Genomic DNA, 12,918 nt, shown 5'->3' with positions numbered 1-12,918 from the left:
TGCAACCTTGTTTAGCCTTTTTGTCATTCTTCCTTCGCGGGAATGACAAAAAGATGTTTAATGAAACCCTGAAACAAAAACACATGAAACCTTACTTGATTGGATTATTTCTTCTGTTAAGTACTGCCTCGTGGGCGCAAAACACCGAGGGCGTCATTACGTACGAGCGCAAAACGTATTGGACTAAACTCATTACCCGATTGACTTATCTGAGCCAGGAACAAAAAGATCGGGCCGCCCAGACCTGGAAGAACGATGATGAGTCCAAAGAAAAGATGACGTTAACCTTTACAGAAAATGAGAGCCTATACACCTACGCTGGGCAGGGAGAAACCGAAGACGGTCGGTATTCCTGGCGCAATTCCGAACTGGTACTTTATCGAAATTTTGCAAAAGATCAAAAAATCGACCTGATAGAAATGTTGGGGAAAACCTACATTGTTGAGGACTCGCTACGTACTCCAACCTGGAAAATCGGCAATCAGATTAAAGACATTGCTGGTTATGTGTGCATGAAGGCCGAAACCGAAGATCCGATCAAAAAACAAAAAATTACGGCCTGGTTTGCGCAGGATATTCCAGTATCAGCGGGGCCGGAGCGCTATAATGGCTTACCCGGTGCAATTCTGGAACTTAGTCTCAACGACGACGTAGTGATCGAAGCGACCAAGGTAACACTCAAAAAAGTGACACCTGAAGAGCTTAAACTCCCTAAAATGAAGGGCAAGAAAATCAATGATGCGGCCTACGATACGCTCATTAAACAGCACATTGCAGAAAGTATGACCGCTCACCGCAACCCATATTGGGCACTACGTTATTAATAAGTTATAGCGCGGCCGACCGGCCGCGCTACTATTCATTACCAATACGTATCGGCGTCAGATGAGCAAATTCATCTTCGGTGAATAAGCGAGAACGTATCAGGAAACGCACACCAAGTGGAATTTCAAGCGAAAAACTGGCCCCGCGTCCGGGTGTTACGTCTATAGTTAAATGCGTGTGCTTCCAGTACTCGAACTGATCTCCCGACATCCAGAAATCACAGCTGTCAATCTGCCCCAGCCACACATCCGACGAGCCAATGATAAAGTCGCCCTGCGCGTAACACATGGGCGACGACCCGTCGCAGCAACCGCCACTCTGATGAAACATCAGCGGTCCGTTCTCGGCACGAAGTTTCTCAATAACCTCCAGGGCGGCAGGCGTTACGTCGACTCGAGAAATGGTTTCAGTTATCATAATCAGTGGGTTAATGAATAAAAGCAAATAAGGGAGGAAAGCAACATTTTACGGTTACCTCCTCCCCTCACCTTCGCTGTCTACTTGTTAAAAGAAACCTAATTTGGTTTTGCTGTACGAAATCAGCAGGTTTTTGCTCTGTCGATAGTGATTGAGCATCATGTGGTGATTCTCCCGGCCGAAACCTGATTTTTTATAGCCACCAAACGGTGCATGCGCCGGATAGTTGTGGTAGCAGTTGACCCAAACTCGGCCCGCCTGAATCTGACGCGGAACCTGGTATAACTCATGTGCATCGCGCGTCCAGACGCCAGCGCCGAGGCCATACAACGTATCGTTTGCCATTGAAATCGCTTCATTCTGATCTTTGAACGTAGCAACCGACACCACCGGCCCGAAGATTTCCTCCTGAAAAACCCGCATTTTATTATTGCCTTTGAAAATGGTCGGCTGGATGTAATAGCCGGAGTCAAGGCCATCGCCAACCAGTCCGGCGGGTCCGCCACCCGTGAGCACTTCAGCACCTTCCTGTTTACCAATGTCGATGTATGACAGGATTTTCTCGTACTGGTCGTTGCTAGCCTGCGCTCCCATCATGGTATCCGGGTCGAGCGGATGCCCCATTTTGATGGCTTTAGTACGTTCGATAACGCGCTCAATAAACCGGTCGTAAGCGCGTTCGTGAATCAGCAAGCGCGAGGGACAAGTGCAGATTTCACCTTGGTTCAGGGCAAACATCACGGCGCCTTCTACGCATTTGTCGAAAAACTCATCGTCGGCATCCGCAATCGATTCCAGAAAAATATTGGGCGATTTGCCGCCTAACTCCATCGTAACGGGAATCAGGTTTTCCGACGCATACTGCATAATAAGTCGCCCCGTAGTGGTTTCGCCCGTAAAGGCAACTTTCGCAATCCGCTTCGACTGCGCCAGTGGTTTACCAGCTTCGGGGCCAAACCCGTTCACAATGTTCACTACGCCCGGTGGAATCAAGCCTTCCAGAATTTCCATCAGTACCAGAATTGAGGTTGGCGTTTGTTCGGCGGGTTTCATGACTACGCAGCAACCAGCCGCCAAGGCCGGGGCCAGTTTCCAGGTCGCCATCAGCAGTGGGAAATTCCAGGGAATAATCTGTCCGACAACACCAATTGGCTCTTTGATAATCATGGAAACTGTATCAGTATCCAGTTCGGCGATTGAACCTTCTTCGGCCCGGATAACGCCCGCAAAATACCGGAAGTGATCGACCACCAGCGGCAAATCGGCGGCCATCGTTTCACGAACAGCCTTGCCATTTTCAACCGTTTCGACACGCGCTAAGAATTCTAAATTCTGTTCGATACGGTCGGCAATACGGATGAGCATGTTGCTACGTTCGGTAGCCGACGTACGCGACCAACCCGTAAATGCCTTGTGAGCCGCATCGATTGCTAATTCTATATCGGCAGCTTTCGAACGGGGTACACGAGCAATCAGGCTGTCATCGACCGGCGACGTATTGTTGAAATATTCGCCACCAACCGGCGCAACCCACTTACCACCAATGTAGTTTTCGTACTGCGTTTTAAACTCTGGCCGGGGCAGAATTTTACTGGGGGCTTCCAGGACTTCCATAACTAATGCAGAAAAAAGTTAAAATTGGATTTGTCACAAAGTTTGCTGGAATTAGTCAATGGAAAGTTCAGCGATCGTATCATTCGACTGAACGATTCTATCAAAATTGACTGAATCATTTAATCGCCAGAGTAATTTGGGCAACGAATTTGTTTAAGAATGCACGTACTAATTAGGTTTAACCGGCCCCTATGTATTCCAGAGTGAATATTTACCAGATTTTACGTTTTTTTAACCAGAAACGGGCATGTAACAAATCAAACGATTTGTTCTGAAAGAGGTTATTAATTGTATTATATCAATTTTTAATTACCAATAAATACGTACATTTAGCTAGCCAAATGCTTATTTATCAGGCAATTCCTTCACAGATACCCTATGAAAAGCGGACAAATGCCCTCCTTCGATGTTTCTCGTCATTTGCAGTCGCGACGGCTGGAACAGGAGGTAGAAAACCGGACAGCCTACACTATCGACACGGCTGAACTGAATATTTACGAAACGCAACACGTAGCGGAGAAGGTTGAACTTACGTTTGGTAGTCCAGTATTGGCCAGCATGATACGTGGTAAGAAGGTGATGCATTTGCCCAATACGCCATCGTTTGATTTTCTACCCGGAGAGTCGGTCATCGTTCCGGGTGATGAGACCATGCGAATTGATTTCCCGGAAGCGCAATTGCAGAATCCGACCCAATGCCTGGCCCTGGCGATTGCTCCCGATAAAGTACGGCAGGTTACCGACCTGCTCAACGATCAAACACCGTTGGTAGATACTCCTCAGGGATGGCAATTTGGTCAGCAAAACTTCTTTCTGACCAATGATGGCCCCATTCACCAGCTCATCGCCCGCCTGATTTATATTTTCACGGAGAATAATAAGGCCAAAGACGTATTCGCTAATCTGGTATTGCAGGAACTGGTTGTCAGACTCATGCAGACGCAGGCGCGGGCGCTATTACTTAGTCCAGCTACGTCGCTGGTTAGCGTTAACCGGCTGGCACACATAGCACAGTACATCAACAAATTCCTGCACCGGAATTTGCAAATCAAGGAACTGGCCGACCAGGCGTGTATGAGTGAGCCCAATTTTTACCGCACGTTTAAGCAAACTTTCGGCCTGACACCTGTCGATTATATCAATCAACAACGTATCACCCAAGCATCGAAACTGCTACGTACCACCAACCGCTGCCTGGACGACATCAGCACGCAATGCGGTTTCAACAACCTTACGTATTTCATGAAACTCTTCCGGCGGGAAATGGGTCAGTCGCCCGCGCAGTATCGGAAACAACTCGGTACGTCGTAACGTAGTAGCGCCAGATTGGCTTTTTCATGGGTGCTGTAGAATAGTTTTGTATTTTTGGGAGACCAATATTCAATTCTGCCTACTTATGCCCTATTGCCGGTCCATTTTCTTCGGCTTCTGCTGCCTGCTGTTGTCGTTCACTTCATTCGCGCAAACTAAATCACCTTCATTTCTACAACTCAATGAGCGTCAGGCGTGTTGGGCCGATTCGGTGTTCACTAATATGAATCCTGACGACCGGATTGCCCAGTTAATTATGGTCGCTGGTTACTCCAACCGCAAACCTACTTACGAAGATTCGTTGATACGTCTGGTGCAAACCTATAAACTGGGTGGGGTGGTTATGTTTCAGGGCGGACCGGTACGTCAGGCATTGCTCACGAATCGATTACAGGCGATATCAAACGTACCGCTGCTCATTGCTATGGATGCCGAATGGGGAATAGCTATGCGGCTGGATAGTACGGTACGGTATCCGTATCAGATGACGCTGGGAGCCATTCAGGGGAACGACAGCTTAATTTACCGAATGGGCGCAAATCTGGCTCGACAGGCGCGCCGGTTGGGAATGCAAATCAATTTTGCCCCGACAGTCGATGTCAATAACAACCCGAATAATCCGGTCATCAACTTCCGCTCGTTCGGCGAGAACAAATACGACGTGGCACGAAAAGCCCTCGCGTATATGCGGGGAATGCAGGATAACCGCCTGTTAACCAGCCTTAAGCACTTCCCTGGACACGGCGATACAGGTACCGATTCGCACTATGATTTGCCTTTGATTGCCAAAAGCCGGGCGCAACTCGATTCGCTGGAGCTTTATCCGTTTCGGCAATTAATCAGCGCAGGAGCGTCGGGCGTTATGGTCGCACACCTGAGCATTCCATCGCTGGATACAACCCGAAATCGCCCGTCTACCCTCTCACCGGCTATCGTTACAAATCTGCTCAAAAACGAGTTGGGCTTTCAGGGATTGGTGTTTTCCGACGCCATGAACATGAAAGGTGTAACCAAATATTTCCCATCGGGGCAGGCTGACAAACTGGGTATTGAAGCGGGCATGGACGTACTGGAATTTACGGAGGACGTACCGGCTGCACTGGCCCAAATCAAACAATCCGTAGCCGATGGACGTATCACGCAGGCATCGTTAGATGCTCGTTGCCTGAAAGTGCTACGTGCCAAAGCATGGGCAGGTCTCGATCAGTACAAGCCAATTGTGATGGAAAATCTGGTCAACGATCTTAACTCCGTGCAAGACGATTTGCTGAATCGGAAACTCACCGAATCCAGCCTGACCGTTTTGAAAAACGATAAAAATATCCTGCCTTTGCAGCGACTCGATACGTTACGTATTGCTTCGGTAGCCATCGAAAGTGATAAGATCACCGCGTTTCAGCAAATGGCTGGCAACTACACGCAAGTCGATCATTTCAACGTAACATCGCGCACACCAGATTCAACGTTGGCAGCGGTACGTGATTCGCTCAAAAACTACAACCTGATTCTGGTTGATGTTCATTTGAATAACATCCGCCCGGCCGCTAAATATGGGATGCAGGCTAAAACAGCAGCTCTGGTTAGTGAAATGGTGTCTACCGGGAAAGCGGTCGTAACGGTATTCGGCAACGCCTACGTACTGGATAAGCTGACTTTTCCGATGGATACGGTCAAAATCAGTCGAAATATCGAAGACGCGCGAGCTATCGTAATGCCCTATCAACTAACCAATTATACCGAAGAGTTATCGGCGCAGTTGATTTTTGGCGCGATTGGCGCGTCGGGGAAATTGCCCGTAACAGTCAATCAACGATTCCGGGCGGGAGATGGCCTGCCTGTTCAGTCGATTGGGCGGCTCAAATACACCATTCCCGAAGAAGTTGGCATTGACAGCCGTTACCTGGCCCAGCAGGTCGATTCGCTGGTGAACGTCGGTCTTACCGAACATGCATTTCCAGGCTGCGTAGTGCAGATGGCCAAAGATGGCAAAGTTATTTTCCGCAAAGCGTACGGGAACCATACCTACGATGCCTCACTCGGTGCTGAACCTAAGCCCACCCAACTCGACGATTTATTTGATATGGCATCGGTCACTAAAGTCAGTACGTCGACGCCTTCGCTGATGAAACTGGTCGATGAGGGCAAGTTCAATCTGAACGGAAAAATGGCCGATTACCTGCCCAGCTTTAAAAAATCAAACAAAGCGGATCTGGTCTGGCGGGACGTATTGACGCATCAGGCCCGACTAAAAGCCTGGATTCCGTTCTGGATGGACACCAAAAACCCGGATGGTACGTGGAAATCCAAAACGTTTCAAAAAGAACGTAGCGGTCGATACCCGATTGAAGTGACCGACAGTCTGTACGAATTCCGGCGGTATCCAAAAACCATTTTCGAGCAAATCAGAGATTCTCCACTCAATCCAAAGAAAGAGTACGTTTATTCCGACCTGTCGTTCATCCTGTATCCGCAGATTGTGAAACGTATCACGGGCACTGATTTCGAAGAATACGTTAAAAGCAGTTTTTACCGCCCGTTGGGTGCTTCGACGCTTACGTTCCAACCCCGCCGGTTCTATTCGTTAAGTCAAATTGTTCCAACAGAGTACGACTCTCTATTCCGTAAAACGCTCATCTGGGGGCGCGTACACGACGAAGGTGCGGCTATGCTCGACGGTTTATCGGGTCATGCGGGTCTGTTTGGCACCGCTAATGATTTGATGAAGTTGTATGAGATGTATCGGCAGCAGGGTAGCTACGGCGGACAGCGATTCATTTCCCAGAAAACCATTGCCGAATTTACCCGTTATCAATTCCCTGAACTTGGCAACCGACGGGGATTAGGTTTCGACAAACCGTCGTTCACGTATTCAGGCAATGGTCCACGGTCGGCCACGAAAGCCAGCTATGGGCACTCTGGTTTCACTGGTACGTTCGTTTGGGTTGAACCGGATCCGGCCTATAACATCACCTACGTTTTTCTATCGAACCGGGTTTATCCAACACGTAACAACAATAAAGTCATTACGTTAAATACCCGAACCAATATCGTAGAAGCACTTTATCGGGCAACAAAGCGCGGCATTCAATGAGAGACCATCTGATTCAATTGCTGAACTACGAACTCTGGGCCAACCAGCGCGTTATCGGCGCACTCGAAACGATCAAGAACCCGCCTGCTCGAGCCATTGCGGTAATGGGGCATATTTTGTCGGCGCAGCATGTCTGGCTTGGACGTATTACCAACGATCCGGCGTTCGTGGCTATCTGGGAGGATACTCCGGTAAGTTGGATGGGTGAAATCGCCGAACGGCAGCATCGGCAGTTGGTAAGTTACGTAACGTCTCTTTCCGAAACGGACTTTTCAAAATTGATTGCCTATAATACGTCCAGAGGTGAACCCTTTGAGAATACGGTGTTTGACATTTTGACTCATACAAGCCATCATGCGGCTTACCACCGTGGACAGGTCGTGCAACTGATACGTCCAATGGTCGAAACGGCGCCGGTAACCGATTATATTTTCTGGATGCGGGAAAGTTAGATGGAGTTATAACAATACCTGACTATCAAAGACAAACTATTTTAGAAAACCAGACTGAACGTACTGCCCTGGCCTGGTGTCGACTCAGCTGTAAGCTGTCCATTGTGCAACTGCATAATTTGCCGCGATAAACTCAACCCAATACCAGAGCCTGTTTTTTTAGTAGTGTAAAAGGGAATGAAAATCTGCTCTAGTGCTTCAGGTTCTATGCCGGGGCCGTTGTCTTTTACATGGATGATCACACGCGGGCCAGCCGCTTCAGCAAGAATGTCGATACTTGGCGTTTGCCCCCTGTCCAGACTTTCTACTGCATTCTTAATCAGGTTGATTAGAACCATCTCAATCTGCGCGGCATCTGCCCGAATGGCCAGATTGGGCGATGAAACTTCGCAGGTGATCGTCGGTTTACGGGCGTTGGTTTCGGCCAGTTGAACTACGTTACGTAGCAGTGGTTCAAGGGCTACATCTGCAAAAATTGGCTGCGGAATGGTCGTAAAATTTCGGTATGCATCCACAAACTGCATCACCCCTGTTCCACGCTGTTCAATGGTCGACAGGGCATCGCGCAAATCATTCACAGACTCACTTACATACCTCGGGATTGAATGTTCTGCTTCATCCGAGGTAAAGGGTACTAAATCCGTCTCAACGATATCCCGCATGGTACCCGCCAGTGACACAATTGGAGTAATCGAATTCATGATCTCATGACGTAGTACTTTCGTCAGGTTCTGCCAGGCATCGAGTTCACGCTGCTGAAGTTCACTACGTATATTCTGCATCGACACAACCGTTACGAGCCTTCCCCGCAACCGAACGGCGGTGCAACGTATCGACAGTTCACCATCGGCCCCAGTTTGATACGACATCGGCGTGGGTGATGCTGCGGCAGCTTTCAACAACGTAGCGAGTTCAGCATGGGTACTTTTTAAATCAGCAAGGGTGCGTAACCGATAAATGCCCAACAAGCGGAGAGCTGTCTGATTGACCAGTTCCACCTGCCCAGCCGCATCGAACGTAAGCAGACCTACATTAACATGCTGAATAATCGTATTAACGTAGTGAAGATTGGCTTCCTTTTCGGCCCGCGCCTGCCGAAAAGCATCGAGCACCTCGTTGAACTGGTCGTTGAGTTCATAGAACGTAGGGCCCAGATTACTATCGGCCCGGAAAGCTACTGCAAAGTCGGAATAACGTACCGATTCTAGAAAGCGGGTTAGCTTTCGGTTCAGACTCGTTACGTATTGATACAGATTGGCGGTCAGAACAATTTCCAGAATAAACAGCGGAAACATCACGAGGCCATTCGTTTCCCGAACGTACCCATACGTAATAGCGCCGGACAACACGATGACACCTGCAATACGCCAGCCTATACCGATAGCGAAACGGTTCATACGCTTAGGCGGCTATCCAGCTAAAGGGGTATTCAAGCGCCGGAATTTTAGTACGTTCGGCCACGCGACGCAGACGAACCGGCAATGCCATCAGGTAATCGCGGGCGCGCTGACCAGCGTCATTCAGGCCCGTTACCGAGGCTATTTTCCAGTCAGTTAATAATGAATCGGCGATGTCGATGTAATCCTGAGTTGTATAAACGCCCAGCCGCTGAGCAGCATCGGAGAAATGGCTAAATGTTTCGCCCAGTTTTACACCCGTTTCGCGCAGAAAATGGGCGGGCATCACAATTTTCTTACGCATCATATCCTCGAAAGCCAGCATCATCTCCGACGGATCTACTTCAAAAATTTGATCAACAAATGATTTATAAGCTTTTGCGTGACGCATTTCATCCGAAGCGATAACTCCGCAGATTTTCGACAACTGTGTACATCCTGCCTGTTTAGCCAACGTAGCAGTACGTCGGTGTGAGAGGTTGGTGGCCAGTTCCTGAAACGATGTGTAAACGAAATTGCGGTAAGGATCGCGGCCCGTGCCAATATCGAACCCATCGGCAATCAGATATTGGGTCGATACTTCCATCGCCCGCATGTTCACCCGGCCCGACAGATAGAGGAATTTATTAAGCAGGTCGCCGTGGCGGTTTTCTTCGGCGGTCCAGCTACGTATCCAGCGCGTCCAACTGTGTGGGTTATTCTGGTCGATGCCTTCCATGTCCATCAGCCACGATTCGTAGGTGGGTAAAGCTTCTTCCGTAATGGTATCCCCCACTAATACAGCAATGTAATCGTACGATAGTTCGCGGGTGCTTTCCCGAAGCAGCTTTACCTCATCCAGAAATGATTCTTTTGTGGTATCAGGCAGCAGGTCAGACGGTTGCCAGTACGTCTCAATCGGTTTGAGAAATTCATCAATGGAGTTATCGACTTTTTCACCGACGAACTGCATAACCTCAATACGTGCACCTGTTAAGCTCATACTTAAAACAACGTAGAAAATGAATAATTAATCCAAATAAGGGACAAAGTTCCGTTAAAATCGCTGATGATTTATGTCGTGATGCATTTTTCTCTGTAACATGATGAAACGGGTTGTTAATTTTGACCAGAAATTGCTTGCTGATTTTGTAATGAAAAAAGTGCTGGATTATCTATTGAGTTGCGTCTATCTACTCTATTTTGGATTAGTTTTGGTTATTTTCCACGTACTACAAGTCGTTACGTTCAACGTATTTGGAAAACAGGCGCATAAAAATACGGTCGACTGGATGAACGCATTCATCTCCTACGGCTGGTATCTGACCGGAAGCAGCATCCGCTTCCATATCCCGCCTAACCTTCCCACTGATCGTCCTATCATTTTCGTGGCCAATCACCAGAGTATGTTCGATATTTCGCCCATCATCTGGTTCTTACGGCGGCACGGCCCCATTTTCGTCTCAAAAATCGAACTGGCGAAAGGCATTCCCGGCGTATCCTACAACTTGCGAAAAAGCGGAGCCGCCCTCATTGACCGGAAAGACCCGAAACAGGCCATTATGGAAATTGCCCGTCTGGGGAAACTCATCAAGGATACGAATCGATCCGCAGTTATTTTTCCAGAAGGTACTCGCTCGCGAGATCCTGACGGGCGTATGAAACCCTTCGTGGTCGGTGGCGTCGCTACGTTGCTAAAGCGGGCACCTAATGCCCTTGTCGTGCCCATTGCGGTTCGGGGAACCGGTCGTTTTAACCCAACTGGCCTTTTTCCACTGACTTCTTTTACTCGTATGTCATGGGCTACGTTGCCCGGCATTGAACCCACTGGCCAAACACCCGACGAGGTAGTTAAACAGGCGCAGGACGCCATTGCCAGGGAGTTAGGGCATAGCTAACTCAACAAATTACGCTTTTTTGTATATCACAAAAAGTTGTCTGTATTTTTGTCCGAAATTAGTTTTTGCTTGACCCTCAATAAGCGCCTTGACCAAATTGAGCTCATTCTGGCTGACGTAGTACAGAAAACAGATCGTTTAATCGAGTCGAACGGGCGGATTCTCGAAATCGCTCTTCGTGCTGACTCGAATGCCCATCTCGCTGCCCGAGGAGTTGCCAGCCTGACGATAGAAATGCATCGTCGATTTGAAAAAGTTGATCAGCGATTCGAGCAAATTGACCAACGATTTGATCAACAGCAAATGCAAATAGAGACGCTACGTCAGGAAATGAATCAAAAATTTGTGCAGTTTGAACAAACCCAGCAACAAATTCTAACACTCTTACTGGATCGGCTGAAATAAGAAGGTTTTACGTCAGTCAGTTACATCCCGAATTTCTCCAATCGACGGTACAATGCTTGACGTGACAGACCCAGCTCACGTGCTACGTCGGTAATACTGCCCCGGTACTTTTGCATCGCCTGCTTGATGAGTTGGCGTTCCATGTCTTCCAATTGAAGTGTATCACTGACCGGTGTAGCTACCGTCGCTCCGTTTTTGAATACAAAATTTATCGGTTCAAGCAAAGTTCCGGTCGTAAGCTCAGGGCGGGCCAGAATAACTGCCCGTTCAACAGCGTGCTGTAACTCCCGAACGTTACCCGGCCATTGATACTGTTTCATTTCGGCGAGCAGTGCCGGGCTCAGACCCGATACCGAGCGATTGTATTGCTTTGCGTACTTTTTCAGGAAAAACTCGGCTAATTGACCAACATCGCCCGGTCGTTCCCGGAGCGCTGGCAGGTGCAGTTCGATCGTATTGATGCGGTATAGCAAATCCTGCCGGAAAGCCCGTTCCGCTACTCGTTCATTAAGATCAGCGTTGGTGGCGCAGATGAGCCGGACATCAATTAGTCGTGCTTTGTTAGAGCCGACGCGTGTTACCTGCCGTTGCTGAAGCACCGTGAGCAAACGCGCCTGCTGCGATGGTGTCAGGTTGCCGATTTCATCCAGAAAAATGGTTCCGCCGTTAGCCTCCTCAAAACGTCCGGCGCGGTCGTCGCGGGCATCTGTGAAGGCGCCTTTTACATGTCCAAACAGCTCGCTTTCAAACAAACTTTCGGTCAGTGCGCCCACGTCGACGCTCACAAATGGCTTGTCGCGCCGGTCCGAGTGCTCGTGAATAGCGCGGGCAATCAGGTCTTTACCCGTACCGTTTTCGCCCAGGATCAATACGTTAGCGTCGGTGGGAGCCACTTGCTCAACCGTATCGAGGATGGGGCGCATGGCTGAGCCGATGATATTGGTCTGCTTCGACGCTTTTTTATCACCAGAATCCTTGCCATTCTTTTTTCCATTGGCAAATCCGGCCTCCTCGCTGGCTTCTTTTTTGGCCTCAACAGCTTTCCGAATGGTTTCCAGAAATTTATCGTTTTGCCAGGGTTTCAGCACAAAATCGACGGCACCCGCTTTGATAGCCCGAACCGCCATCTCTACGTCGCCATAGGCCGTGAACAGAATAACTTTTGAGTCGGGAGCGATGTCCAGAATTCGGTCGAGCCAGGCAAATCCCTCCCGCCCGCTGCTCACATCGCGCTGAAAATTCATATCCAGCACAATAGCATCGTACTGGTTGTTATTGAGCAGAAATGGGAGCTTTTCTGGATTCTTCTCGATGTCAACAGCAGCTACGTGGCGTTTCAGTAGCAGTCGGGCCGCCAGTAGTACATCGGGGTCGTCGTCGACCAGTAGAAGTTTAGCGTCTTGCATATATCCAAAGATGACAGACCAAGAGAATAGGTTGCACGGGCATCTGATTCCACAACGAATTACGGTTTTCTTCCGTATTTTGGCCGTTAAATATGTGTTAAGTGGTAGTTTATTAGAAGTAGA

11 protein-coding genes are annotated in these 12,918 nt (G+C 48.8%); 6 read left to right on the top strand and 5 right to left on the bottom strand.

Annotation, left to right across the window (positions count from 1 at the left end):
* Window positions 1-83 precede the first annotated feature (83 nt).
* A complete protein-coding gene (locus IC229_RS01360) occupies window positions 84-824 on the top strand; it encodes a GLPGLI family protein (RefSeq protein WP_190885120.1) in 741 nt (246 codons plus the stop codon).
* 31 nt (window positions 825-855) lie between these two features.
* Here IC229_RS01360 and IC229_RS01355 read toward each other — a convergent pair whose 3' ends face one another.
* Window positions 856-1,242, bottom strand: a complete 387-nt coding sequence (locus tag IC229_RS01355) for a DUF779 domain-containing protein (protein ID WP_190885119.1) — start codon at window positions 1,240-1,242, stop codon at window positions 856-858.
* Between the two features lie 87 nt (window positions 1,243-1,329).
* Complete coding sequence (locus tag IC229_RS01350) at window positions 1,330-2,856, bottom strand: aldehyde dehydrogenase family protein (protein ID WP_190885118.1); 1,527 nt, start codon at window positions 2,854-2,856, stop codon at window positions 1,330-1,332.
* A gap of 378 nt (window positions 2,857-3,234) precedes the next feature.
* Between IC229_RS01350 and IC229_RS01345 the strand changes: the two genes are divergently transcribed.
* The 3 genes from IC229_RS01345 to IC229_RS01335 all read left to right on the top strand — a co-directional run bounded on the left by IC229_RS01345 (window position 3,235) and on the right by IC229_RS01335 (window position 7,710).
* Entirely contained in the window at window positions 3,235-4,167 is a 933-nt protein-coding gene (locus IC229_RS01345) for an AraC family transcriptional regulator (RefSeq protein WP_190885117.1), read from the top strand.
* Window positions 4,168-4,252: 85 nt separating this feature from the next.
* Complete coding sequence (locus IC229_RS01340) at window positions 4,253-7,258, top strand: glycoside hydrolase family 3 N-terminal domain-containing protein (protein WP_190885116.1); 3,006 nt, start codon at window positions 4,253-4,255, stop codon at window positions 7,256-7,258.
* The gene (locus IC229_RS01335; RefSeq protein WP_190885115.1) at window positions 7,255-7,710 is read left to right on the top strand and encodes a DinB family protein; all 456 of its coding nucleotides are present in this window, start codon (window positions 7,255-7,257) and stop codon (window positions 7,708-7,710) included. The genes IC229_RS01340 and IC229_RS01335 overlap by 4 nt, the downstream gene beginning before the upstream one ends.
* A 41-nt stretch (window positions 7,711-7,751) precedes the next feature.
* Here IC229_RS01335 and IC229_RS01330 read toward each other — a convergent pair whose 3' ends face one another.
* Both IC229_RS01330 and IC229_RS01325 read right to left on the bottom strand, forming a co-directional pair.
* Entirely contained in the window at window positions 7,752-9,107 is a 1,356-nt protein-coding gene (locus tag IC229_RS01330; RefSeq protein WP_190885114.1) for a sensor histidine kinase, read from the bottom strand.
* Window positions 9,108-9,111: 4 nt separating this feature from the next.
* On the bottom strand, window positions 9,112-10,089 hold the full coding sequence (locus IC229_RS01325) for an acyl-ACP desaturase (RefSeq protein ID WP_223833798.1): 978 nt from the start codon (window positions 10,087-10,089) through the stop codon (window positions 9,112-9,114).
* Window positions 10,090-10,240: 151 nt separating this feature from the next.
* Between IC229_RS01325 and IC229_RS01320 the strand changes: the two genes are divergently transcribed.
* Together IC229_RS01320 and IC229_RS01315 are read left to right on the top strand one after the other, a co-directional pair.
* A complete protein-coding gene (locus IC229_RS01320; RefSeq protein ID WP_190885317.1) occupies window positions 10,241-10,984 on the top strand; it encodes a lysophospholipid acyltransferase family protein in 744 nt (247 codons plus the stop codon).
* Window positions 10,985-11,053: 69 nt separating this feature from the next.
* Window positions 11,054-11,389 (top strand): hypothetical protein, encoded by a 336-nt coding sequence (locus IC229_RS01315; protein ID WP_190885113.1) that lies wholly within the window; start codon window positions 11,054-11,056, stop codon window positions 11,387-11,389.
* A gap of 20 nt (window positions 11,390-11,409) precedes the next feature.
* Here the strand turns inward: IC229_RS01315 and IC229_RS01310 are convergent, their stop codons facing one another.
* Window positions 11,410-12,795, bottom strand: a complete 1,386-nt coding sequence (locus tag IC229_RS01310; protein ID WP_190885112.1) for a sigma-54-dependent transcriptional regulator — start codon at window positions 12,793-12,795, stop codon at window positions 11,410-11,412.
* Between the last annotated feature and the right edge of the window lie 123 nt (window positions 12,796-12,918).

Source organism: Spirosoma profusum (assembly GCF_014699005.1).
Taxonomy (GTDB): Bacteria; Bacteroidota; Bacteroidia; order Cytophagales; family Spirosomataceae; genus Spirosoma; species Spirosoma profusum.
Note: the sequence above shows the minus strand (reverse complement) of the source record. Positions and strands in the feature narration are given on the sequence as shown.